This is a genomic window from Streptomyces oceani, from assembly GCF_001751245.1.
Lineage (GTDB): Bacteria > Actinomycetota > Actinomycetes > Streptomycetales > Streptomycetaceae > Streptomyces > Streptomyces oceani.
This window is the reverse complement of the sequence record NZ_LJGU01000133.1, coordinates 173,701-197,845: the sequence shown is the minus strand read 5'-3', so window position 1 is coordinate 197,845 and position 24,145 is coordinate 173,701. Positions and strand designations below refer to the sequence as shown.

15 protein-coding genes, 1 tRNA gene and 1 pseudogene are annotated in these 24,145 nt (G+C 70.8%); 9 read left to right on the top strand and 8 right to left on the bottom strand.

What is annotated here, in order from left to right; genetic code table 11:
- Positions 1-12: 12 nt before the first annotated feature.
- From AN216_RS18510 to AN216_RS27315, 8 genes and pseudogenes are all read left to right on the top strand, one after another.
- Positions 13-3,024, top strand: a complete 3,012-nt coding sequence (locus AN216_RS18510; protein WP_070197827.1) for an endo-alpha-N-acetylgalactosaminidase family protein — start codon at positions 13-15, stop codon at positions 3,022-3,024.
- A gap of 186 nt (positions 3,025-3,210) precedes the next feature.
- The gene (locus AN216_RS18505; protein WP_070197826.1) at positions 3,211-4,119 is read left to right on the top strand and encodes a helix-turn-helix domain-containing protein; all 909 of its coding nucleotides are present in this window, start codon (positions 3,211-3,213) and stop codon (positions 4,117-4,119) included.
- Positions 4,120-4,168: 49 nt separating this feature from the next.
- A complete protein-coding gene (locus tag AN216_RS18500) occupies positions 4,169-4,561 on the top strand; it encodes a chorismate mutase (RefSeq protein WP_079166734.1) in 393 nt (130 codons plus the stop codon).
- 194 nt (positions 4,562-4,755) lie between these two features.
- On the top strand, positions 4,756-6,168 hold the full coding sequence (locus AN216_RS18495) for a family 2B encapsulin nanocompartment shell protein (RefSeq protein WP_070197825.1): 1,413 nt from the start codon (positions 4,756-4,758) through the stop codon (positions 6,166-6,168).
- 3 nt (positions 6,169-6,171) lie between these two features.
- The gene (locus tag AN216_RS18490; RefSeq protein ID WP_070197824.1) at positions 6,172-8,490 is read left to right on the top strand and encodes a terpene synthase family protein; all 2,319 of its coding nucleotides are present in this window, start codon (positions 6,172-6,174) and stop codon (positions 8,488-8,490) included.
- Positions 8,491-8,556: 66 nt separating this feature from the next.
- On the top strand, positions 8,557-9,978 hold the full coding sequence (locus AN216_RS18485; RefSeq protein ID WP_070197802.1) for a family 2B encapsulin nanocompartment shell protein: 1,422 nt from the start codon (positions 8,557-8,559) through the stop codon (positions 9,976-9,978).
- A gap of 14 nt (positions 9,979-9,992) precedes the next feature.
- Positions 9,993-11,027 (top strand): polyprenyl synthetase family protein, encoded by a 1,035-nt coding sequence (locus AN216_RS18480; protein WP_070197801.1) that lies wholly within the window; start codon positions 9,993-9,995, stop codon positions 11,025-11,027.
- Between the two features lie 54 nt (positions 11,028-11,081).
- Positions 11,082-11,478, top strand: a pseudogene (locus AN216_RS27315) (VOC family protein).
- A 190-nt stretch (positions 11,479-11,668) separates the two neighbouring features.
- Here the strand turns inward: AN216_RS27315 and pyk are convergent.
- The 6 genes from pyk to AN216_RS18450 all read right to left on the bottom strand — a co-directional run bounded on the left by pyk (position 11,669) and on the right by AN216_RS18450 (position 20,299).
- On the bottom strand, positions 11,669-13,099 hold the full coding sequence (gene pyk, locus AN216_RS18475; protein WP_070197800.1) for a pyruvate kinase: 1,431 nt from the start codon (positions 13,097-13,099) through the stop codon (positions 11,669-11,671).
- A 234-nt stretch (positions 13,100-13,333) separates the two neighbouring features.
- A complete protein-coding gene (locus AN216_RS18470) occupies positions 13,334-14,029 on the bottom strand; it encodes an SIMPL domain-containing protein (RefSeq protein ID WP_070197799.1) in 696 nt (231 codons plus the stop codon).
- The gene (locus AN216_RS18465; protein ID WP_244502525.1) at positions 14,026-15,453 is read right to left on the bottom strand and encodes a lysine N(6)-hydroxylase/L-ornithine N(5)-oxygenase family protein; all 1,428 of its coding nucleotides are present in this window, start codon (positions 15,451-15,453) and stop codon (positions 14,026-14,028) included. Before AN216_RS18465 ends, AN216_RS18470 begins: the two co-directional genes overlap by 4 nt.
- Before the next feature lie 224 nt (positions 15,454-15,677).
- Positions 15,678-17,327, bottom strand: a complete 1,650-nt coding sequence (locus tag AN216_RS18460; protein WP_070197798.1) for a pyridoxal phosphate-dependent decarboxylase family protein — start codon at positions 17,325-17,327, stop codon at positions 15,678-15,680.
- Positions 17,328-17,612: 285 nt separating this feature from the next.
- On the bottom strand, positions 17,613-20,123 hold the full coding sequence (gene pepN, locus AN216_RS18455) for an aminopeptidase N (protein ID WP_070197797.1): 2,511 nt from the start codon (positions 20,121-20,123) through the stop codon (positions 17,613-17,615).
- A 103-nt stretch (positions 20,124-20,226) separates the two neighbouring features.
- Positions 20,227-20,299: transfer RNA gene (locus tag AN216_RS18450), tRNA-Leu, on the bottom strand.
- 97 nt (positions 20,300-20,396) lie between these two features.
- Here AN216_RS18450 and AN216_RS18445 point away from each other — a divergent pair.
- Positions 20,397-21,107, top strand: a complete 711-nt coding sequence (locus AN216_RS18445; protein WP_070197796.1) for an ANTAR domain-containing response regulator — start codon at positions 20,397-20,399, stop codon at positions 21,105-21,107.
- A gap of 73 nt (positions 21,108-21,180) precedes the next feature.
- Here the strand turns inward: AN216_RS18445 and AN216_RS18440 are convergent, their stop codons facing one another.
- Together AN216_RS18440 and AN216_RS18435 are read right to left on the bottom strand one after the other, a co-directional pair.
- Complete coding sequence (locus tag AN216_RS18440) at positions 21,181-21,693, bottom strand: PaaI family thioesterase (RefSeq protein ID WP_070197795.1); 513 nt, start codon at positions 21,691-21,693, stop codon at positions 21,181-21,183.
- Positions 21,694-21,800: 107 nt separating this feature from the next.
- Positions 21,801-24,101 (bottom strand): FdhF/YdeP family oxidoreductase, encoded by a 2,301-nt coding sequence (locus tag AN216_RS18435; protein WP_070197794.1) that lies wholly within the window; start codon positions 24,099-24,101, stop codon positions 21,801-21,803.
- Positions 24,102-24,145: the final 44 nt, after the last annotated feature.

Sequence of the window (24,145 nt, the reverse complement as noted above, 5' to 3'; positions counted from 1 at the left end):
GCCCTCACCGGGCTGGGCGCGGCGGCTGGTTGGGCCACCCCGGCGAGCGCGCGACCGGCCGGTTCCCCGGCCGCCGCGGTAGCGGGCCGGGACGGTGAGGTGCTGCTGCGGTCCGAGGCGCTGGAGGTACGCGTCGACCGCGCCTTCCCGCGCGTCATCGGTTACGCGGAGCGGTCCAGCGGTGCCGTGCTGCACGGCCAGCGGGAACCGGTCCGCGGCCTGCTGGTGGACGGCGAGGCGTACGAACCGAAGGTCACCGCGACCCCGGGCGAGGGCGGGGTGGACTACACGCTCGTGCTGCCCGGCGGCACCGAGCTGGACGTACGGATCGAGTTGCGGGACTCCACGCTGCACTGGCGGTGCACCCGGATCGCGGACACGGACCGGTTGCGGATCGGCACGCTGGAGATCCCCGGGCTCGCGTGGCTGTCCGTACGCTCCGAGCAGCCGGGTGCCGCGCTGTTGGCCGCGCGGGTCGAGCTGGACAAGGACGCCAGCGGCGACACCCTCGTCGAGGTCACCGACGGCACCTCGGTCGACAAGGAGGCCATCGGCTGCGCGTACGCCGTCCTGTGGACCGACGAGCTGGCGGCGGCCATCGAGACCAACACCAGCTACGACAAGCCGAAGGACGACGTCAGCTGGGAGAACGGGCGGTTGTGGCGGCAGACCGTCACATCCGACGGTCACCGTGCCGCCCGGATCGGCTGTGGCCAGTGGACGCACCGGGCGGACACCGCGCGGGCCGACGACACCGAGCCGCTGCCCTGGGTGAAGGTCATCCTCACCCGGGACCGGAACGGCGACGACACCGTCGACTGGCAGGACGCGGCCATCGCGATGCGGGAGATCATGGTCGATCCGCTGGGCGCCGAGGAGCAGCACCTGCGGGTCGTGCCGCACATCCCGTTCAACTTCGCCAGCCAGGCCACCAACCCGTTCCTGGCCACGCTGGACGAGGTCAAGCGGATCGCGCTGGCCACCGACGGCCTGCGGCAGTACACCCTGCTCAAGGGCTACCAGTCGGAGGGCCACGACTCCGCGCACCCCGACTACGCCGGGAACTACAACGAGCGAGCCGGCGGGCTCGCGGACCTCAACACCCTGCTGCGGGCCGGCGCGAAGTGGCACACCGACTTCGCCGTGCACGTCAACGCCACCGAGGCGTACCCGGTCGCGAACGCCTTCTCGGAGAAGCTGGTGGACGTCGACAACGAGCAGTGGGACTGGCTCGACCAGTCGTACCGCATCGACCAGCGTCGGGACCTGGTCTCCGGTGACGTCGTCGGTCGCTTCCGACAGTTGCGGAAGGACACCGACCCCGCGCTGAACACGCTGTACATCGACGTGTTCCGAGAGTCCGGCTGGACGTCCGACCGGCTGCAGCGGGAACTTCGGGAACAGGGCTGGCAGGTGACCACCGAATGGGGACACGGCCTGGAGCGTTCCTCGCTGTGGTCGCACTGGGCGACCGAGACCGACTACGGCGCCGACACCAGCCGGGGCGTCAACTCCCGGCTGATCCGGTTCCTGCGCAACCACCAGAAGGACGTCTTCGCCGACAAGTGGCCCACCCTGCTGGGCATCCCCCGCACCGGCAACTACGAGGGCTGGCGCGGCAAGACCGACTGGCACGCCTTCTACGAGCTGATCTGGACCGAATCGCTGCCCGCGAAGTACCTCCAGGCCCAGCCCATCCGCCGCTGGACGAAGCACGAGATCACCTTCGAGGGCGAGCTCCGTACCTCCGTCTCGGACGCGGACGGCACCCGCCGGATCACCACGGACGACCGGCTCGTCTACGCCGACGGGCGCTACCTGCTGCCCTGGGAGCCGCGCCGGGCCACCGACCCGGACCGGCTCTACCACTACAACCCGAAGGGCGGCCGGAGCAGTTGGCGGTTGCCCCGCGGTTGGGCCGACGCGGACACCGTCACCTGTTACCCGCTCACCGACCAGGGCCGTGGCGAGGCCGTACGCGTCCGGGTCGGCGCGGGCGGCCGGGTGCGGCTGGACGCCGAGGCGGGGCAGCCGTACGTGCTGTACCGCGAGCCGGCCGAGAAGCCGGCGGATCCGGCCTGGGGCGAGGCGACGCCGCTGGTCAACCCGGGCTTCCACGCCGGTGACCTGACCGGCTGGCAGCTCGTGGCGGGGGAGGCCACGGTGGAGCGCAGCAAGACCGGGGACCACGAACTGGTGCTCCCGGCGGGGCGGAAGAGCACCGTCCGGCAGCGACTGCGGCGGCTGCGGCCGGGGGGCTACGCGGCGTTCGTGCAGGTCCAGGTGGGGGACGAGGCCACGGAGCGCCGCCGGGCGCGGGTGCGTGTTCGTACCGGTGACGGCGTCGACGCCAGCCAGTACACGGACAGTTCCACCGCCGAGAACTGGGTGGCGGCCGACCGCAAGCAGGGCACCCGCTTCCAGCGGATGTGTGTGCCGTTCACCGTGCCGGAGGGCGGCGGGCCGGTCACTCTGGAGCTGAGCGCGGACGCGGGGGAGGTGCCGGTGCGCTTCGACGACGTGCGGATCGTGCCGGACCGGCCGCGTGACCGGCCGGGCTGGGGGCCGTTCGTCAAGGGCGACGCCGGCGGCGTGACCGACCCGCGCACGCACATCGCGCAGCGGAATGGTCGCTACACCCAGCGCGGTTGGAACGGCAAGCTGATCGACGACGTCATCGACGGCCACGAGTCGCTGAAGTCGCGCGGCGAGAACACCGGCCTGGTATACCGGACGCTGCCGCACACCGAGCGGTTCACGCCCGGGCGGCGCTACCGGGTGTCGTTCCGCTACGAGAACGCGAAGGCCGAGCAGTACGCCTGGGTCACCGCGGTCGACGAGCCGGGGGGCGAGGTGCGCGAGCTGGACCGTACGCCGCTGCCGGTGGCCACCGAACCGACCACGCACCGCTACGAGTTCACCGCCCCCGAGGACGGCGTCGCCTGGGTGGGGCTGCGCAAGACCGGCGAGGACGGGAAGGCGGAGTTCGTACTGGACGGCTTCACGGTCACACCGGTGGACTGACAGCCCGGTGGTCGCGGCCGTTCCGATGGACGTCACGGGTCGCCGCCCCGGTGGACGGAGCCGCTCCGGCCCCGGTGACCACAGCGGCCACACGCCGTACGCTGCTCTCGGCGGCCCGACCGGCGGCGAGGGGAGCACACGGTGCGGGAGGACGCGAGAGCGGACGGACCGGCGTACCGGACGTGGATGCGGTACTTCGAGCCCCGACCCGTGCACCACAGACTGGGCTTGGCGTGTCTGGGAGTCGGACTCCAGCACGGCGCCCTGCCCACCGTGGGCCCGCGCACCCTCGACCACCACGTCGCGGTGGTGATCAGCGCCGGGCGCGGCTGGCTACGGGTGGACGACGGTCCGTCGATGGACGTCGTCGCCCCCGCGTTGCTCTGGCTCACCCCCGGGAGCCGTCACCACTACGCCCCGGACCCCGCGATCGGCTGGGATGAGGGCTTCGTCGACTTCACCGGTCCGGCGGTCGAGGCGTACACCGAACTGGGCTGCATCGAACCGGAACGCCCCGTCGTACCGCTCAGCGACACCCTGCCGGCCCGTACCGCCATCAGCCGGATCGCCCGCGCCGCGCACCACCGGAACCCGCTGCTGGAGATCGAGTGCGCGGCGGCCGTGCACGAGCTGCTCGTCGCGCTGCGCCGGGCGCGGGCGGACACCACCGCGGACGGCCGGCCGCTGTTGCACGCGCTCGCCCGGGACGCCTTCCTGCCGCTGTCCATCGCCGAGCACGCGACCCGGCTCGGCCTGACGGCGGCGGAACTCCGTACGGCCGTACGCGGCGCGGCCGGTTGCAGCCCGAAGGACTACCTCCTGGGGATACGACTGGCCCGGGCGCAGGAACTGCTGGTGGGCACCTCGCTGTCGGTGGCCGCCGTCGCCCGTCGGGTGGGTTACACGGACCCGGCCTACTTCTCCCGTATCTTCGCCCGTCGGATCGGCACTGCCCCGGTACGGTTCCGAGCCCGCCAGCGGGGGACGGTGCCCGGCGGCTGGAGCCACCGGGTGCCGGAACCGGACCGTCCACCGCTGGTCAGCGCCGGGCGGGCGACGCTCGAGCGGGGCGCGGAGGAGTGCGGGCGCCCATGATGCGGTCGGTGGCCGTGCCCGGCGTCCGCAGCGCATAGGCTCTCGGCGTATGAACGAGATCGACGGGACCGACGAGTCCGTACGCGCCCAGCTCAGCGAACTGCGCGACAGCATCGACAACATCGACTCGGCGGTCGTGCACCTGCTCGCCGAGCGCTTCAAGTGCACCCAGCGAGTGGGGAGGTTGAAGGCGACGCATCAGCTGCCGCCGGCCGACCCGGCCCGGGAGGCACGTCAGATCACCCGGCTGCGGGAGCTCGCGGCGGACGCCAAACTGGACCCGGCCTTCGCCGAGAAGCTGCTGAACTTCATCATCGCGGAGGTCATCCGGCACCACGAGACGATCGCGGGCCGGACCGCGGGGGACGCCGTACGGGACACCGCGCGGGAGTCCCCGAGGGTGGCCACTAGGGAGGACGAGTCCGGGGAGGGAGGGGCCTGACTCTCGTCCGCTGGCGGGAAGTACTCCAAATGCCTACGGCGTTCCCCAACGTCCGTTGCTCACGACCGAGTTGAAACACCGAGGCTGGCTCGCAGAGCTGACCATCTCATCACTCTTTTCAGCGATCGACAGCGGTCCGGCACACCCGTGAGGATCGCAGGGAAAGCGATCGGCCGATTGGATGGGTGGGCGCGGTGCGGAGCACTGACTCTTTGGCGCAGGGACAGGATGTTCAGGACCAGCTGAGCTTGGGCACGGCTGCGGCGCGGAACTTGTCGACGACGACGAAGACGCCGCCGCAGATGCAGTCGATCACTTCCCGGTGGTTGTTGCGGCTGTTGCCCTGGGTGCAGGCGTCCGGCGGCGCGTACCGGGTGAACCGGAGGCTGACGTACACCCTCGGCGACGGACGGGTGACCTTCTCCAACACCGGTGCCGAGGTGCGGCCCATCCCGGCCGAGCTGTGCGAGTTGCCGCCGTTGTGGGGTTTCGAGGACACCTCGGTACTGGAGAAGCTGGCGGACCGCTTCGTCCAGCGGGAGCACGCGCCGGGCGAGGTCATCGTGGAGTCCGGCCAGCCGGCGGACGAGGTCGTGCTGATCGCGCACGGCAAGGTCAATCAGCACGGGACGAGCAAGTACGGCGAACAGACGCTTCTCGGGGTGCTGGCGGACGGCGAGTTCCTGGGTGACCAGGTGCTGCTGGACGGTGAACACACCTGGGAGTACACGGCCACGGCCGTGACCGGGTGCACGGTGCTGTCGTTGCCGCGGTCCTCACTGCGGGAGGTCGCCGGCAGGTCCGAGGCGTTGCGTGACCACCTGGAGCAGGTGTCGTCCGGTTCGCCCGAGGCACAGAACGCCTACGGCGAGTCGGAGATCGCGGTCGCCTCCGGGCACCAGGGGGAGCCGCGACTCCCGGGCACGTTCGCCGACTACGAGCTGGCCCCGCGGGAGTACGAACTCAGCGTCGCGCAGACGGTCCTGCGGGTGCACACCCGGGTCGCGGACCTCTACAACCAGCCGATGGACCAGATCGAGCAGCAACTCCGCCTGACCATCCAGGAGCTGCGCGAGACACAGGAGCACGAGCTGGTCAACAACCGGGACTTCGGACTGCTGCACAACGCTGATCTCCGGCAGCGCGTCCACACCCGGACCGGCCCGCCGACCCCTGACGACATGGACGAGCTGCTGGCCCTGGTGTGGAAGGAGCCTGGGTTCTTCCTGGCACACCCACGGGTGATCGCCGCGTTCGGACGGGAGTGCAGCCGTCGTGGTCTCTATCCGGAGGGCGTGCAGGTCGGCGGTCACCAGGTGCCGGCCTGGCGAGGCGTGCCGCTCTTCCCCTGCAACAAGATTCCGGTGAGCGAGAACCGCACCAGTTCGATCCTTCTCATGCGCACCGGGGAGGAGAACCAGGGCGTGGTCGGTCTGCACCAGACCGGCCTTCCGGACGAGTACGAACCAGGTCTGTCCGTGCGGTTCATGGGAATCAGCGAGCAGGCTCTGATCTCGTACCTCGTCAGCACCTACTACTCCGCGGCAGTGCTGGTGCCGGACGCGCTCGGCGTCCTGGAGAACGTCGAAGTCGGCCGGGACGCCTGAGTGATGGCGGAGCAGCCCTTCGAACTCCCCGAGTTCTACGTCCCGTGGCCGGCGCGGATCAGTCCGCACCTGCCCGGAGCGCGGGAGCACAGCAAGGCGTGGGCCATCGAGATGGCGATGGTCGACCCGGCGAGCGGGTCGGACGTGTTCGCCTGGGACGAGGCCACCTACGACTCCGCCGACTACCCGCTCCTGTGCGCGTACACGCATCCGGACGCGGCGGCGGAGGAGCTGGACCTGGTCACCGACTGGTACGTATGGGTCTTCTACTTCGACGACCACTTCCTGGAGCACTACAAGCGCACCGGCGACCTGGCCGGCGCGCGGGAGTACCTCACGGGCCTGGCGGCGTTCATGCCGACCGAGTCCGGGGCAGGTCCGCCGCCCCCGGCGACGAACCCGGTGGAGTGGGGTCTCGTCGACCTGTGGGCGCGCACCAGCTCGATCATGTCCGCGCACTGGCTGGTCCGGTTCGCCGAGAGCACGCGGCAGCTGCTCGAGGACTGTGTCTGGGAGTTGACCAACATCACCGCGGATCGGGTGCCGAACCCGATCGACTACGTCGAGATGCGCCGCAGGGTCGGTGGCGCTCCCTGGTCCGCCGGCCTGGTGGAGCTGGCCGCGCGAGCCGAGATCCCACCCGGGGTCTCCCGCACCCGGCCGATCCGCGTCCTCACGGACGCCTTCGCCGACGGCGTGCACCTGCGGAACGACCTCTTCTCCTACCAGCGCGAGACCCAGGAGGAGGGCGAGCTGAACAACGGCGTGCTGGTCGCCGAGACCTTCTTCGGCTGCGGCCCGCAGGAGGCGGCGGAGCGGGTCAACGACCTGCTCACGTCCCGGCTGGAGCAGTTCGAGCACACGGCGATCACCGAGGTCCCGGCGCTCTGCGCCGAACACCACCTTGACCCGGCCGAGTGGGCGGCGGTGCTGACCTACGTCAAGGGCCTCCAGGACTGGCAGTCCGGTGGCCACGAGTGGCACCTGCGCTCGAGCCGCTACATGAACGACGGCGCGGTGCGTGACAGTCCACTGCCCGCCGCCATGCTGAGCGGACCGACCGGTCTGGGCACCTCGGCGGCACGCGGTTTCGGGTCGAGGCTGCGGCCCGGCTTGCGTCATCGGGCTCGGCAGCACTCTCACACGCCGTACGCCCCGGTCGGTCCGCTGGAGCTCCCCGAGCTGTCGATGCCGTATCGCGTACGTCTCAATCCGGGCCTGGACGACGCGCGGGAGTACGCGGTCGGTTGGGCCCGCGCGATGGGCATGTTCGACTCCGTCCCGGGCGTGGCCGTCGGTGCCGTCTGGGACGAGCGGCGGTTCCGTGGTCTGGATCTGCCGCACTGCGCGGCGATGATCCACGCCGACGCGAGCGCGGCGGGACTCGAGCTGTCCTCGGACTGGCTCGCCTGGGGCACCTACGGTGACGACTTCTTTCCCCTCGCGTTCGGAGCCACGCGGAACCTCACCGCGGCCAAGGCGTGCAACGACCGTCTCTCGGCCTTCATGCCGCTGGACGACGAACCGGTGCCCGCACCGACCAACGCCGTCGAACGCGGCCTCGCCGACCTGTGGCGGCGTACGGCCGGCCCGATGCGGCGACCGGCGCGGACACAGTTCCGGCGGGCCGTCGAGGACATGACGGCCAGTTGGTTGTGGGAGCTGGCGAACCAGGCCGAGCACCGTATCCCGGACCCGATCGACTACATCGAGATGCGTCGCCAGACCTTCGGTTCGGACATGACCATGAGTCTGTCGCGATTGACCCAGCTTGACGACCTGCCGGTCGAGGTCCACGAGGCCCGGGTGGTGCGGGAGATGGAGAATTCCGCACAGGACTACGCCTGCTTCACCAACGATCTGTTCTCCTACCAGAAGGAGGTAGAGTTCGAGGGGGAGCTGCACAACATCGTGGTGGTCGTGCAGCACTTCCTGAGTGTCGACCGGCACACGGCACGCGATGTCGTGGCTGATCTGATGGCCGCGCGCATGCGGCAGTTCCAGCAGTCGGTCACGGAGGAGATTCCCCAGCTCTGTGCCGAACTGAAGCTGGACGAAGCCGCTGCCGGCGCGCTCACCCGTCATGCCGAGGGTCTCCAGGACTGGATGTCGGGCATTCTCGAGTGGCATCGCCGCTGCGTTCGCTACACCGACGCGGAGCTGCGACGGCTGTACGCCCCCACCGGGAGACCGACCCCGCCGGGAGCGGTGCCGGGGCCAGCCCTCGCACCCGTGCGACAGCGGCTGTCCGGCCCCACCGGGCTCGGCACCTCAGCCGCCCGACTGGCCAGCATGGCCGCGCACCGTCTACCCAGCGCCTGACCCGCCTGGCCAAGTCCTCCCGTGGGCCCCGCTGCCCACGATTCCGACCCGAGTGGTGACGACGTCATGCCCAGCGAATCCCGTACGCACAGCCCGCCGGCTCCCGTCGACGGACACCAACGACAGCAAAGGCTCAGCCTCGGCCCGGCAGCGGCCCGTACCCTGGCCACCACCACCAAGACGCCGCCGCAGACGCAGTCGATCAGCCCTCGCTGGCTGCTGCGCATGCTGCCCTGGGTGGACACCGAGAGCGGCTCCTACCGGGTCAACCGCAGGCTGACCTACACCCTCGGCGACGGTCGGCTGACCTTCTCCACCACCGCTGGCGAGGTGCGCGTGCTGCCACCGGAGCTGCGGGAGTTGCCCGCGCTGCGCGACCTGGCGGACGAGCACGCGCTGACCGCCCTGTCCGAACGTTTCACCCAGCGGCACCTCGCGGCCGGGGAGACCCTCACCACCGCCCACGAGCCGGCCGAGGAGGTGATCCTGCTCGCTCACGGCAAGGTGAGCACGAGCACCACCGGCGCGTACGGCGGCACGAGCGTCCTGGACGTCCTGAGCGACGGCGACTTCCTCGGGGCCCAGGTGCTGACCGACTCCCAGCACACCTGGCCGGTCACCACCCGCACGCTCACGCCGTGCATCGTGCTCACGCTCGCCCGCCGCGACCTGCGGGAGGTCCTCGACCGTTCCGAGGGGCTGCGTACGCACCTCACCCGGGCGGCGAGTCGCACGGCGCCGCCGCAGAACAAGCACGGGGAAGCCGCCATGCACCTGTCAGCCGGCCATGCCGGCGAGCCCGAACTGCCCGGCACCTTCGCGGCCTACGACCTCAGCCCCCGGGAGTACGAACTGGGCGTCGCGCAGACCATCCTGCGCGTGCACACCCGGGTCGCCGACCTCTACAACGACCCGATGGACCAGCTTCACCAGCAGCTGCGCCTGACCGTCGAGGAGCTGCGCGAGCAGCAGGAACACGACCTGGTCAACAATCCGGACTTCGGGCTGCTGCACAACGCCGACCTCCGCCAGCGCGTCCAGTCCACCACGGGTCCTCCGACCCCGGGCGACCTGGACGAACTCCTCTCCCGGCGCCGTAGGACCGAGTTCTTCCTCGCCCATCCGCGCGCCATCGCCGCCTTCGGCCGGGAGTGCAACCGCCTGGGCCTCGCGCCGCGGAATCTCGAACTGGAGGGTCACAGGGTGGCAGCGTGGCGTGGCGTGCCATTGCTGCCGTGCGAGAAGATTCCCATCAGCGCGCAGGGGACGAGTTCGGTGCTGGCGATGCGTACCGGGCAGGAAGACCAGGGTGTCGTGGGCCTTCACCAGACCGGCATCCCGGACGAGTACGCACCCAGCCTGAACGTACGGTTCATGGGGATCAGTCCACGGGCCGTGTCCTCGTACCTGGTCAGTGCCTACTACTCAGCGGCGGTACTCACTCCCGACGCGCTTGGCGTGCTGGAAAACGTCGACCTCACCCGCTGAGTTCAGGAGGCACTGTGACCACCGATACCGGATGCCACGACGACACCTCGGCAGCCGCGCTCTGCGAGTGGGCTCGCCGGACGGTCGCCCCGAGCCTGCGTACGGCCGTCGAGACTCTTCCCGCGGAGGTACGCCTCGTGGCCCAGTACCATCTCGGGCTCACCGACGAGCACGGCCACTCCTCGAACGCCTGGTCCGGCAAGGCGCTTCGCCCGGCGTTGACCCTGCTTTCCGCGGAGGCCGTCGGAACCGCCACGTCAGCCGTGCCCGCCGCCGTCGCGGTGGAACTCGTGCACAACTTCTCCCTGCTGCACGACGATGTGATGGATCAGGACCGCACCCGCCGTCACCGGCCCACCGCCTGGACGGTCTTCGGCAGCAATGTCGCCATCCTGACCGGGGACGCGCTGTCCTCCCTCGCCTCCGCGGTGTTGGCCGACAGCGCGAACCCGGCCGCACCGGGTGCGATCGGTCAGCTCAACGCCGCCGTGCAGGAGCTGATCCGGGGGCAGGCCATGGACCTCGCCTTCGAGCGGCGTGAGGATGTCGACCTGTCGGAGTGCCAGAGCATGGCGCAGGCCAAGACGGGCGCGCTGTTGGGGGTGGCGTGTGAACTCGGCGCCGCGTTTGCGGGGGGCACCGAGGCACAGCGGGCGTCCTTACGTCTGTTCGGGGAGCGCCTCGGTCTCGCCTTCCAGCATGTTGACGACCTGCTGGGCATCTGGGGAGACCCGGAGGCGACCGGAAAACCCGGCTACTCCGATCTGCGTGGCCGTAAGAAGACGCTGCCCGTGGTGGCCGCCCTGAAGGCCGGGACACCCGCCGCACGGCAACTCGCCACGCGCTACCACGGGGAGGACGCGCCGGATCACGCCGAGTTGGCCGAGATGGCGAGGCTCGTCGACGCCGCCGGCGGGCGGGCATGGAGCGAGTCCGAGGTCGATCAGCTTCTCCGGGACGCCCGCTGCCAACTGGACGTGGTCGCGCCAGCCGCACGCACCCGGGGACTGCGAGAGATCGCCGACCTGGTCGCTCGGCGAGACCGATAGACCGTGGGTAGGGCTCCGTAGCGGTCTGAGCCGTGCTCCGGCATGCTGAGCCGCATGGTTTCGGTGGTGGAGAACGTGGCAGTCGACTGTTCGGACGCCTACGAACTGGCGCGGTTCTGGAGCGGGGTGACCGGTTGTCCGCTGCATCCACAGGACGGACCAGGCGACCCGGGGATTGATGTGACGCTTCCGAGGGGCCCGTTGCTGCATTTCAATCAGGTGCCCGAGGAAAGAACGATCAAGAACCGGATGCATCTCTGTCCGCGTCCGACGACCTCGCGCCAGGAGGAGGTGGAGCGGCTGTTGGCTCTGGGGCCACACTGGTCACCGAGTGCCGGAGGCCGGACGGCACGGAGTGGGACGTCCTCGCCGACTCGCCGATCCCGAAGGCAAAGAGTTCTGCGTGCCGCGCAGCGAGTCCGATCGCACCGCGATGTCTGATCAGGCCTAGGGACCGCCCCGGGAACCCCCAGCGGCTCGCATCGCTCCGTACGGCACCTCGCCGGGTTGTCGAATCGCCCACGTACTCCCGGTGTGGGGACGACTTCCCGTCTTGCGATCTGTCCCCTCGGCCTACCGGCCTGGGGAGGACCCAGCGCTGAACGCCGCTCGCCGATCCACCGGGAGTTACGGGACAGCCCTCAGGCGCGCGGTGCGTACCCGATGTGGTGCACCCGCAGCAGGTTCGTGGAGCCGGGGACGCCCGGCGGCGAGCCCGCGGTGATCACGACGAGATCGCCCTTGACACAGCGCCCGCTGGTCAACAGCAGTTCGTCCACCTGCGCCACCATCTCGTCGGTGGTCCGCACGGTCGGGCCCAGGAAGGTCTCCACGCCCCAGGAGAGGTTGAGTTGTGCACGCGTGGCCTCGTCCGGAGTGAAGGCGAGCACGGGAACGGGGGAGCGGTAGCGAGCGAGGCGGCGCACCGTGTCGCCGGACTGGGTGAACGCCACCAGGAACCGGGCCCCGAGGAAGTCGCCGAGGTCCGCCGCCGCCCGGGCCACCGATCCGCCCTGAGTGCGTGGCTTGTTGCGCTCGGTGAGTGGCGCCAAGCCGTCCGCGAGCATGTCCGCCTCCGCCGCCGAGACGATCCGGCCCATGGTGCGTACGGTCTCCTCCGGATGCTTGCCCACGCTGGTCTCGCCGGAGAGCATCACCGCGTCGGCGCCGTCCAGCACGGCGTTCGCCACATCCGAAGCCTCGGCGCGGGTCGGCCGGGAGGCGTCGATCATGGAATCCAGCATCTGCGTGGCGACGATTGCCGGCTTGGCGTTCCTTCGGGCCAGCTGCACCGCCCGCTTCTGCACCATCGGCACGGACTCCAGCGGCATCTCCACTCCGAGGTCCCCACGGGCCACCATGATGCCGTCGAAGCCCGCCACGATGGACTCGAGGTTGTGCACCGCCTGCGGCTTCTCGATCTTGGCGAGCACCGGAACCTGCCTGCCCTCCTCGGCCATGATCCGCCGGACCACGTCGACGTCCGTTCCCTCGCGTACGAAGGACAGGGCGACCACGTCGGCTCCCATACGCAGCGCCCAGCGCAGGTCCTCGACGTCCTTGCCGCTCAGCGCCGGCACCGAGACCGCGATGCCCGGCAGGTTGAGCCCCTTGTGGTCCGATACCAGCCCGCCCTCGAGCACCGTGGTGCGTACCACCGGACCGTCGACGGCCGTGACCCGCAGCTTCACCCGACCGTCGTCCACTAAGACCAGTTCACCCGCGGACACGTCATCCGCCAGCCCCTCGTAGGTGGTGCCGCAGATGCTGCTGTCACCCTCGCCCTCCTCGGTGGTGATGGCGAAGTCGTCGCCGTGTTCAAGGAGTACCGGACCGTCCCGGAAGCGACCGAGTCGGATCTTCGGGCCTTGAAGGTCGGCCAGCACGCCGACGCTGCGCCCGGCTTCCCTCGCCGCTTCCCGGACCCGCGCGTGGCGTGCCTCGTGCTCGACGTGTGTGGCATGGCTGAGGTTAAACCGCGCCACATCCATCCCTGCCTGCACAAGCGCGCTGATCTGCTCGTACGAATCCGTGGCGGGCCCCAGGGTGCTGACGATCTTCGCTCGGCGCATAGCCCCGAGCCTATGACCTACCGCTCGGTAGAGAGCCGGGAACTGGTAACTCTCCCATGACTATGAGCAAAACGAGGCTTAACACCGTGAATTCTGCGCGGTCGTCCGCTCCGATGAGCGCGAATGCCGGACGCCGCTGGGTGACCGCCGCCGTCCTGGGCTCCCGTGCGCCCGGCAGCAGGGCCCGGCGGGCCGGGACGGTTCGACACATGAAGTCGATGTGTCGTCGATGTGTCAGAGGGCGGGCGGGCTCATGGTGAACCGCGCGTTCACCCGCGCCTCCACCGTCTGCGACTGCGGCTCCAGGTCCAGCTCCGGCTGAGCGGCACCCGGCGCCGCGCCGCGACCGAAGGCCATGGGTGGGCTCGCCATCGCCGCCGGCGCGCCTGGCCCCTCCGCGCCCAGATCGGCCAGCTCCACCAGGGACACCAACTCCGCGCCGAGCGCACCGGCGTACTCCCGGGCCCGGGTCACCGCTTCACGTACGGCCTGCTGGCGCGTCCGCCGATGCGCGGCGGAGGTCGGGCGCAGCGCCCACCAGGGCCCGTCCACGCTGGTCAGCTCGAGATCGCTGAGCCGGGTGGTCAGTTCGCCGAGGACCGTGAAGTCGCAGACCGTGGCGTTGATCCGGACCCGGCCGTGATAGGAGCGCACCCGCTCCCGGCGACTGCGCTCGGCCAGTTCCGGGTTGATGACGAAGGCTCCGGTCCCCAGCTTCTCGACCGCCTCGCCGTAGCCCTTGACCAGTTCCAGGACCTGCCCGTTGCGTTTGGTGAGGTCGTTCAGGGCGGACTGCCGGTCCGTGCCACGCGCCTTGACCGTGATGCCGAGGCGGGCGATCTCCGGATCGAACTCCAGCTGGGCCTCGCCGCGCACGGCGACCCGAGGAGCGTCCGGCGTTCCGTACGGTATGGCGTGATCCGAGGTCAAGTTGCACTCCTTGTCAGCGGCGTTCGCGCATCGGCTACACCGCCACTCTGCCGTACCGCACCGTCATCTGCCGGCATGGCCGGGTCACTCCGTACGCCGAAGGTGGTGAACGCCGAGCGTCTCGGCAGCGGATACGCCTCCCTGCCGGTGACCGAGTTCAGGATGGTGGCGCTGCGGTGCGCCGCCAGCCCCAGGTCGGGCGCGCCCACCCCGTGCGTGTGCCGCTCGGCGTTCTGCAGGTGGATCGAACCCGTGACGCACGGGTCGAGGACCATCCGGTGCCGCTCGTCCACCCGCGGTCGTCCGGAGGCGTCACGATGGACGTACGGTTCGAGCGCGGCCAGCAACCGCTCCTGCGGCCGCTCCCGGTACCCGGTGGCCAGCACGACCGCGTCCGTGACCAGCCGGGAGCGCGCGTGCTGCTCGGTGTGCTCGAGATGCAGCTCCAGTTGGGCGGGGCCCAGGCGACCGGCCGCACGGACGCTGAGCGCCGGTGTGAGCACCGCGTCCGGCCAGCCGGTCCGCAGCGCCCGGTGGTACAGCTCGGCATGCACCGCGGCCAGCGTCTCGTGGTCGATGGCCTTGTGCAGCTGCCCCTGCCCGGAGAGGAGCTCGTCGCGGGTGCGCTCGGGCAGACCGTGGAAATACCGAGCGTAGTCCGGGGTGAAGTGCTCCAGTCCCAGCTTGCTGTACTCCATGGGCGCGAACGCCGGGCTGCGAGTGACCCAGTGCAGCCGCTCCCGCCCTGCCGGGCGGTGCCGGAGCAGGTCCAGAAACACCTCGGCGCCGGACTGGCCGGAGCCGACCACCGTGACGTGGCCGGCGGCCAGCAACCGCTCCCGGTTCGGCAGGTAGTCGGCGGAGTGCACCACGGGAACCGCCGGGTCGCGCTCCAGCGGGCCGAACGCTTCGGGTGTGTACGGCGCGGTGCCGATGCCCAGCGCCACGTGCCGGGCGAACGCGCGGCCCAGCGCCATGGTCTCGCCCGTCCCCTGGTGCAGCCGCGTGAAGTCCAGCTCGAACAGTTCGCGTTCGGTGTGCCATCGCACCGCGTCCACCCGGTGGCCGAAGCGCAGGCCGGTACGTCGGTCCGTCTGCTCCCCGGTGACGGTGAGTCCCCGGGAGACCCAGCGGCAGTACGCGTCGTACTCGGCGCGTTCGATGTGGAAACGTTCCGCGAAGTAGAACGGGAAGAGTCGCTCGCGGGCTCGGAGATAGCTGAGGAAGGACCAGGGACTCGTGGGATCCGTCAGCGAGACCAGATCGGCGAGGAACGGCACCTGCAAGGTGGCTCCCTCGATCAGCAGTCCGGGATGCCAGGAGAACTCCGGAGACTGGTCGAAGAGCACCGTACTCAGTTCCGGGACACCGTCGGCGAGTGCCGCCAGGGAGAGGTTGAACGGTCCGATGCCGACGCCGGCCAGGTCGAAGGGCCTGGCCGCGCCGGAGCCGTCGACCGCTCCGGTGTCGCTGACCGTGGTCTTGGTGGTTGCCGCACGGGTGACTGTCTTGTCGGCGGTTGTCTCGCTGGCCCGTGCCTCGCTGGTGGTCGCACTGTTCAACAGCGTCTCGTTCGTCGACGGCTCGTGCGCGGACGCCTCGCTGGGGGCCGTCTCGTGGAGGGACGTGTCACGCAGGGACCTCTCGCTCACGACCGCACCGCCGATCCGTTACGAGCGTGCGGTGGCGGCGGACCGTGCTGGTGTCCGTCGCCGGGTCTCCGGCCGTCCGATGCGGCGGACCCCTCAGTCCGCCCGGCGGCGTCGCGCACCAGCTTCAGCAGCGCCGTCAGGTCGCTGGTACGCACGTGTGGGTTCAGCAGCGTGACCTTCAGCCACAGTTGACCGTCCAGGACCGCCCGGCCGAGCACCGCGCGCCCCTCTGCCAGCAGCCGACGTCGGATGTCGGCCACCGTCCCCTCATCGCACCGGAGCGGACGGAAGACCACCGTGGACAGGGCGGGCGGGGCCGCCAACTCGAACGCCGGGTCCGCCTTCACCAGCTCCGCCAGCCGCCGGGCCGCCAGACAGGTGCGCTCCACCAACGTCGCCAGCCCGCGCCGCCCGAGAGCCCGCAGGGTCACCGCGATCTTCAGCACGTCCGGTCGCCGCGTCGTCCGCAGTGAGCGCCCCAGCAGATCGGGGATGCCGGCCAGGGTGTCGTCGTCCGCGTTGAGATACTCCGCCCGGTGCTCGAGTGTCCCCAACGCGTCCCGGTGGGATACGGCGAAGACTCCCGCGGCCACCGGCTGCCAGCCCAGCTTGTGCAGGTCCAGCGTCACCGAGTCGGCCCGTGCCAGCCCCGCCAGACGGTCGCTCAACTGCTCACTGAACAGCAGCGGTCCGCCGTACGCCGCGTCCACGTGCAGGCGGGCCCCATGAGTGGTCGCGACGCTGGCGATCTCGGGCAACGGGTCGATCCCGCCGGTGTCGGTCGTCCCGGCGGTCGCCACCACCAGTGCCGGCCCGACCACTTTGGCCAGCACGTCGGCCAACCCGCCCGGGTCCAGCACGCCGCCCGGCGCTGGTACGACCAGTGGCGGGTCCAGCCCCAGCAGCCAGGCCGCGCGCTGCACGCTGTGGTGCGCGTTCGCGCCGCACACGACGCGCACACGCGAACCGAGCAACTCACGTGCCAGCAGCAGGCCCAGCTGGTTCGACTCGGTGCCGCCCGTCGTGATCACCGAGTCCGCGGGGGTACCGGGGCCGTACACCAACTCGGCGAGCGTCCGGCAGGTGCGCGCCTCCAGTGCGGACGCGGCCGGAGCCTGGTCCCAGGAGTCCATCGAGGGGTTGAGCGTGCTCGCCGCCAGGTCGGCCGCGGCGGCGACCGCCAGCGGCGGGCAGTGCAGGTGGGCGGCGCACAGTGGGTCGGCCGGGTCGGCTGAACCAGCGGCCAGCGCTCGCACCACGTCATGCAGCGCCGCCGGGGACCCGGCCCCGACCTCCGGCAGTAGGCCGGCCGCCCCGTCGCGTGCTCGATACTCCGCACCCGCGCGCCCAACGGAACCAGCGGGAGCACCGGCGCCCGTGACAGTCCCGAAACCCGCTCCGGCTCGGGGAAGGGCGTCACCACCGCCCTGACGGTCGATGCCGATCGCCGCGTCGACCCGGTCGGCGACCACCTCCGGGCCACCGGCCGGCAGCGGGCCGCAGCGCTCCAGCGCGCCCTGGCGTAGCGCGGTGAGGACCGTGTTCACCAACGGTTGGAGCGTGTCGTGACCTCGGGCGCCGCCGGCGAGCAGCCAGGGGTCGTCAGCGTCGGCAGCGGACAGGGACGGTAGGGGGGCGGGCGACATGTGTGGCTGCTCCCTTGGTTCGGGACAGGATGGGGCGTACGGACACCGGCGTACGGTGTCCGCGGAGGTCCGCGGATATCCGTAATGGCTACGCTTGGTACTCCCGCCGCATCAGACGGTGAGGTTTCCCTAACCTATGCGCCCTCTCCGCCGCTGTTTACCGCCAGCGCGGTTTTTCGCCCGAAGGTGGCACGGTGTCGCGAGTCATGACGCCCCAGCCACCCCACGTCCGGTGGACGCGTGTCCGGCGGCCCCGCAGCCGCCCCGCCCCGCGTCCACTACGCCTCAACCGCTCTCGCGCACCCGCAAGGCCCGCCGCAGGTCGTCCAGTTCGTCAACCAGCTGACGCCGTAGTGCCGGTGTGGGACGCGCCGTGCGCAGACAGTCCTCGCCCCGCCGCAGGGTCTCCGCGTCGGCCAGTGGGCCGGGAAAGCCCCAGCGCCCGACGGCCTTGGCGATGGACGCGCCCCGACGCGCGGCGGTGCGTACGGCCGCCTCGAAGTACCGTTCGACGTACGGCGCCAGCACCTCCGGCTGCTCCGGCTGCCAGAAACCCCGAACGGTCGCCGTGAAGAGGTAGTTGGACAGCTCCGCCGACTCGCCGAAGAGCGACTCCCACGCCGCCTCCTTGGCGGCCGGATCGGGCAGGGCCGCTCGGCAACGGGCCGCTCCCTCCTCGCCCGTGGCGCCGGGATCCGCCGTCGACATCCGCCTGATCTCCCGTTCGCCGGCCGCGCCGAGCACCGCCAGCCGCAGCAGCAGCCGCCAGCGCAGCTCGGGGTCCAGTTCCGGACCACCGGGCGCGCTGCCCGCGGCGTTCCAGCCGGCCAACTCCGCGGGGTCCGTCGCACTGTCGATGTACGCGCGCACCGCCGTCAACCGGATTCCGGGCGCCGACCCGTCGGCCGTACGGGACAGCAGCTCCCGGCAGGTGTCGGTGAGCAGGTCCAGCGCCTCGGTACGGGCCGGGCCGGCGAGGTACCGGTCCGCCAACTGGGTACGGGCGAAGGACAGCACCCCCGAGGCGATCGCCTCGTCCCGCTCCGCCGGCAGGTGCGCCCGTACGGTCTCCAGGTAGGCGGACGGCGGCAGTTGGCCGTCCCGCACCATGTGTCGCGCGGCGGTCCAGGCCACCGCCCGGGACAGCGGGTCGGGCAGCCCGGACAGCGCCTCCCGGACGGTCGTCCAGGAGTCCTCGTCCAGCCGGACCTTGACGTAGCTCAGATCGCCGTCGTTGCCCAACAGCAGGTCCGGGCGCGGACCCTCTGCCACCTGGCTGAGGCCGGTGCCGTCCGTGGTCAGGTCCACCTCCAGGCGTTCCCGCAGCACCAGCTGGCCCGGATCGGCCGGCGCCCGGTCGTACACACCCAGGGCCAGCCGGTGCGGGCGGCTGCCGTCGTGACGCAGCTGCGTGTACCCCTGGCCGGCACCCTCGCCCGTACGCGGCACCAGGGTGTCCACGCCCGAGGTGCGCAACCAGCGCTCGGCCCAGGCGTGCACGTCCCGGTTGGGGGCGGCGTGGGACAGGGAGTCCAGGAAGTCCGTCAGGGAGGCGTTGCCGAAGCGGTGTCGCGCGAAGTGCTCGTTGATGCCCGCGAGGAACGACTTCTCGCCCAGCCAGACGACGAGTTGTCGCAGCGCGCTGGCGCCCTTGGCGTACGAGATGCCGTCGAAGTTGAGCAGTGCCGATGCGGTGTCCGGCACGTCCCGCGGGTCGGGCGCCACCGGGTGGGTGGAGCCGCGCTGGTCCGCGTCGTATCCCCAGTTCTTCCGGTCGACGGCGAAGTCCGTCCACGCGCCCTCGTGCGGAGTCGCCTCGTGCACCGTCTGGTAGCCCATGTACTCCGCGAACGACTCGTTCAGCCAGGTGTCGTCCCACCAGCGCAGCGTCACCAGGTCGCCGAACCACATGTGGGCCATCTCGTGGGCGATCACCACGCCGCGCAGCTGGCGCTCGGTCGCGGTGACGGCACCGCGGTAGACGTAGGTGTCCCGAAGGGTGACCAGTCCGGGGTTCTCCATCGCGCCGGCGTTGAACTCCGGCACGAACGCCTGGTCGTAGGAGTCGAACGGGTAGGGCTCGGCGAAGATCTCGTGGTAGTGGTCGAAGCACCGCCGGGTGAGGTCGAGCAGCTCCTCCGCGTCGGCGTCCAACTCCTCGGCCAGCGAGCGGCGTACGTGCAGGCCGAACGGGATTCCCGCGTGCTCCGTACGCACCGAGTGGTAGGGGCCGGCCACCACCGCCACCAGGTACGTGCTGATCGGCGGGGTCGTCGCGCACTCCCAGCGGCCCCCGCCGGTGCGCTGGGCCGTGCCGTTGCCGAGCACGGTCCAGTCGGCGGGAGCCGTGACGGCGACGTCGAAGGTCGCCTTCAGATCCGGTTGGTCGAAGCAGGCGAAGACCCGGGGCGCGTCGTCCATGAAGCACTGGGTGTAGACGTACGTACGACCGTCGGCGGGGTCGGTGAACCGGTGCATGCCCTCGCCCACCCGGGAGTACGGCATGTCCGCCGTTACCCGCAGCTCGTGCTCGCCCCGCGCGAGGTCGGTGAGCGGCAGCCGTCCGTCGGCGAGCAGCGCGGGGTCCAGCCGCTCGCCGTCGAGGGCGGCCTCGTGCAGGGTGTCGGGACGCAACTGGACGAAGGTGTCCGCGCCCGGCTGTCGTACGCTGAACCGGATCACTGAGCGGGAGCGGAAGGTCTCCGGGTGAGCGGTCAGGTCGAGGTCGAGCGAGTAGTGTCGGACGCTGACGAGCCTGGCTCGGGTCTGCGCTTCATCGCGCGTCAATGCGGACATGAGCCCATGCTCCCGCACCCGCGCGGCGCCGGGTCCGTAACGGACACGAGAGACGCGGGCGAGAACAGCGCTCCCAGGGAGCGCCTAGGGAATCGAAGGAAAGTGCCCCGAGTCGGATTCGAACCGACGCTGTATGGGTTTTGAATCCATTGCCTCTTCCACTGGGCTACCGGGGCCCCTTCGAAACGAAGGGCACGGCTGACCCCTCGTGCCCCGATCATACAGCAGCTGGGTAGGCTCGTTGTCCCCACCTGTGCGGAAACGAGGAACCCAGTGAGCACCGCGGACGTCCCCGAGCCCACCCCGAAGCCGAGTGAGAGCGAGACCGACAGCAGCACTGCCAGCGCCGCCGGATCGGCCGGAGCCGCCGAGGAAGGCGCCCATGTCCCGCCACGGACGAAGCGCGTCGTGATCGCGGAGGACGAGGCCCTGATCCGGATGGACCTCAAGGAGATGCTGGAGGAGGAGGGGTACACCGTCGTCGGTGAGGCCGGCGACGGTCAGCGCGCGGTGGAGCTGGCGCGGGAGAGCCAGCCGGATCTGTGCATTCTCGATGTCAAGATGCCGGTGTTGGACGGAATCTCCGCCGCGGAGCGGATCGCCGCGGAGAACATCGCGCCGGTTCTCATGCTCACCGCCTTCTCCCAGCGGGAGTTGGTGGAGCGGGCCCGGGACGCCGGCGCGATGGCGTATTTGGTCAAGCCGTTCAGCAAGAGCGACGTCGTGCCGGCGATCGAGATGGCGGTCTCCCGCTTCACGGAGCTGCGGGTGCTCAGCCAGGAGGTCGCCGACCTCACGCAGCGGCTGGAGACCCGGAAGCTGGTTGACCGGGCGAAGAGCGTGTTGCAGACCCAGTACGGCCTGACGGAGCCGGCGGCCTTCCGATGGATTCAGAAGACCTCGATGGACCGGAGGCTGACCATGCGGCAGGTCGCGGAAGCGGTCGTGCAGGACGCCGAGGAGAGGAAGCAGCGGCAGGAGTAGCGGGTTCGGCGTGCCGCGCGCCACGGGTTTCCGGACGTCGACAGCCCGGAAGTTGGCTGTTCGGGACCCAGACTCAGTCGGCTGCCGGTGCCGACGTGTCCGCCGCGGTCCTCTCAGGCGGCACGCCGTGCGCGTCGGACTCCCGCAGCATGCAGGTCAGTCGGGCCGTGCACACGCGTTTGCCGGACTCCTCGGTGAGCACGATCTCGTAGCTGGCGCTGCTGCGGCCCAGGTGCACCGGTGTGGCGGTGCCGGTCACCAGCCCGGAGCGCAGTCCGCGGTGGTGGGTGCAGTTCAGGTCCACGCCCACGGCGATCTTCCGTGGCCCGCCGTGCAGCATCGCGCCGACCGAGCCCAGCGTCTCGGCCAGCACGGCGGAGGCGCCGCCGTGCAGCAGTCCGTACGGCTGGGTGTTGCCCTCGACCGGCAGCGTGCCGACGACCTTCCGCGGATCGGCCTCCAGCACCCGCAGTCCCATGAGGTTGCCGAGGTCACCGGCGGAGAACAGCGCCGGCAGGTCGATGCCGAGCCCGGACCACTCCTCCAGGACCTCTGGCGAGAACCTCGTCGTGTCCACGTCGCCCATGCTGGCCAGCCCCGCTCCCGTTGGACGGCCCGACCGGGGGGAGCCCTCCCAGTGGGAAGTCCTCAGGGCGCGGTGGGCCGTACGTCGTCCGTACCCGGTGATTCCTATCAGACCTCGGACGGGCGCTCCGCCGCGGGTGCGCTCGGGGTGAGGCGGATCACCAGCGACTTGCTCGCCGGGGTGTTGCTCGTGTCGGCGGTGGCGTCCAGCGGCACCAGGACGTTGGTCTCCGGGTAATAGGCGGCGGCGCAGCCACGGGCGGTGGGGTAGTGCACCACCCGGAAGCCGGGTGCGGTGCGCTCGGCGCCGTCCCGCCACTCGCTGGTCAGGTCGGCGTAATCGCCGTCGCCGAAGCCCAGGGCCGCCGCGTCCTCCGGGTGCACGAGGACCACTCGGCGGCCGTCCCGGATGCCGCGGTAGCGGTCGTCGAGGCCGTAGACGGTGGTGTTGTACTGGTCGTGCGACCGTAGGGTCTGCAGCAACAGCCGCCCCTCGGGGAGCCGCGGATACTCCAGCGGCGCCGCGGTGAAGTTGGCCTTGCCGGTGTCCGTGGGGAAGCGTCGCTCGTCGCGCGGGGCGTGCGGCAGAGCGAAACCGCCGGGGCGGCCGACACGTTCGTTGAAGTCCTCGAAGCCCGGAACGACCCGGCCGATGCGCTCCCGGACCGTGGCGTAGTCCCGCTCGAAGGTCTCCCAGGGGGTGGCCGACCTCGAGCCGAGCACCCGTCTCGCCAGCCGGCACACGATCGCGGGCTCGGACAGCAGCTGGTCGCCCGCTGGTCGCAGCCGGCCGCGGGAGGCGTGCACCATGCCCATCGAGTCCTCGACGGTCACGAACTGTTCCCCGGTCGCCTGTACGTCCCGCTCCGTACGCCCCAGGGTGGGGAGGATCAGTGCCCGCGCGCCGGTCACGCAGTGCGAGCGGTTGAGCTTGGTGGAGACGTGCACCGTCAGCCGGGCCCGCCGCATGGCGTCCTCGGTCGCGGCGGTGTCCGGGGAGGCCGAGACGAAGTTGCCGCCCATGGCGAAGAACACCTTCGCCTCGCCGTCCCGCAGCGCGCGGATGGCGCGCACGACGTCCAGACCGTGGGCCCGCGGCGGGGCGAAGCCGAACTCCCGCTCCAGCGCGTCCAGGAAGCCGGCGTCGGGACGCTCGAAGATACCCATCGTACGGTCGCCCTGGACGTTGCTGTGTCCACGCACCGGGCAGACGCCAGCGCCGGGACGTCCGACGCTGCCCCGCAGCAGCAGGAGGCTGACCACCTCGCGGATGGTGGGGACCGAGTGCTTGTGCTGGGTGAGGCCCATCGCCCAGCAGATGACGATGCGCTTCGAGGACAGCACCAACTGTGCGGCCTCCTCGATCTCCGCGCGGGTCAAGCCCGTGGCGCGCAGCGTCTCGTCCCAGTCCGCCGAACGCGCGGTCGCGGCGTACTCCTCGAAGCCGTGGGTGTACTCCCGGATGAACTCCTCATCGGTGCCGCCCTCCTCCAGCACGCGCCGGCTCAGCGCCCGGAAGAGGGCCTGGTCGCCGCCGATCCGCAGCTGGAGGAACAGGTCGGTGAGCGCGGTGCCGCCGCCCACCAGCCCACGAGGGGTCTGTGGGTTCTTGAAGCGGGTCATTCCGGCTTCCGGCAGCGGATTCACCGTGATGATCCTGGTGCCGGCGGCCTTCGCGTGCTCCAGGGCGGTGAGCATGCGCGGGTGGTTGGTGCCCGGGTTCTGCCCGGCCACGATGATCAGGTCCGCCCGCGGCAGGTCCTCCAGCAGCACGCTGCCCTTGCCGACACCGATCGTCTCGGTGAGCGCGGAACCGGAGGACTCGTGGCACATGTTCGAGCAGTCCGGCAGGTTGTTGGTGCCCAACTCCCGGGCGAAGAGCTGGTAGAGGAACGCGGCCTCGTTGCTCGTACGCCCCGAGGTGTAGAACACCGCCTCGTCCGGCGAGTCCAGTGCCGTCAGCTCCTCGGCGATGATGTCGAAGGCGCGCTGCCAGGAGACGGGTTCGTACGCCGAACCGCCCTCCGGCAGATACATCGGCTCGGTGAGCCGGCCCTGCTGCCCCAGCCAGTAACCGGAGCGCTCCGCCAGCTCCGCGACCGGGTGGCGGGCGAAGAAGTCCGCGGTCACCCGTCGGGTGGTCGCCTCCTCGGCCACCGCCTTGACGCCGTTCTCACAGAACTCCGCCGTGTGCCGCTTCTCGCCGTCCGGCCAGGCGCACCCCGGGCAGTCGAAACCGTCCTTCTGGTTGACCCGCAGCAGGGTGCGCGCGGTGCGCCGGACCCCCATCTGCTGACCGGCCATACGCAGCGAGTGACCGACGGCGGGCAGACCCGCGGCGGCCTTGTGCGGTTCTGTGACCTCGGGAGAGTCCTGAGAGGGATCGTGTGCGGGCGGCTTGCGGCTCATGCTCCGATACTCCCACGCGCCACCGACGAGCGGACCGTCCGCGT

Bases quoted from the DNA above. Each gene is read 5' to 3' on its own strand.
- AN216_RS18505 (WP_070197826.1), top strand. From the start codon at position 3,211: ATGCGGTACTTCGAGCCCCGACCCGTGCACCACAGACTGGGCTTGGCG.
- AN216_RS18500 (WP_079166734.1), top strand. From the start codon at position 4,169: ATGAACGAGATCGACGGGACCGACGAGTCCGTACGCGCCCAGCTCAGC.
- AN216_RS18490 (WP_070197824.1), top strand. From the start codon at position 6,172: ATGGCGGAGCAGCCCTTCGAACTCCCCGAGTTCTACGTCCCGTGGCCG.
- AN216_RS18485 (WP_070197802.1), top strand. From the start codon at position 8,557: ATGCCCAGCGAATCCCGTACGCACAGCCCGCCGGCTCCCGTCGACGGA.
- pyk (WP_070197800.1), bottom strand. From the start codon at position 13,099: ATGCGCCGAGCGAAGATCGTCAGCACCCTGGGGCCCGCCACGGATTCG.
- AN216_RS18460 (WP_070197798.1), bottom strand. From the start codon at position 17,327: ATGTCGCCCGCCCCCCTACCGTCCCTGTCCGCTGCCGACGCTGACGAC.
- pepN (WP_070197797.1), bottom strand. From the start codon at position 20,123: ATGTCCGCATTGACGCGCGATGAAGCGCAGACCCGAGCCAGGCTCGTC.
- AN216_RS18440 (WP_070197795.1), bottom strand. From the start codon at position 21,693: ATGGGCGACGTGGACACGACGAGGTTCTCGCCAGAGGTCCTGGAGGAG.
- AN216_RS18435 (WP_070197794.1), bottom strand. From the start codon at position 24,101: ATGAGCCGCAAGCCGCCCGCACACGATCCCTCTCAGGACTCTCCCGAG.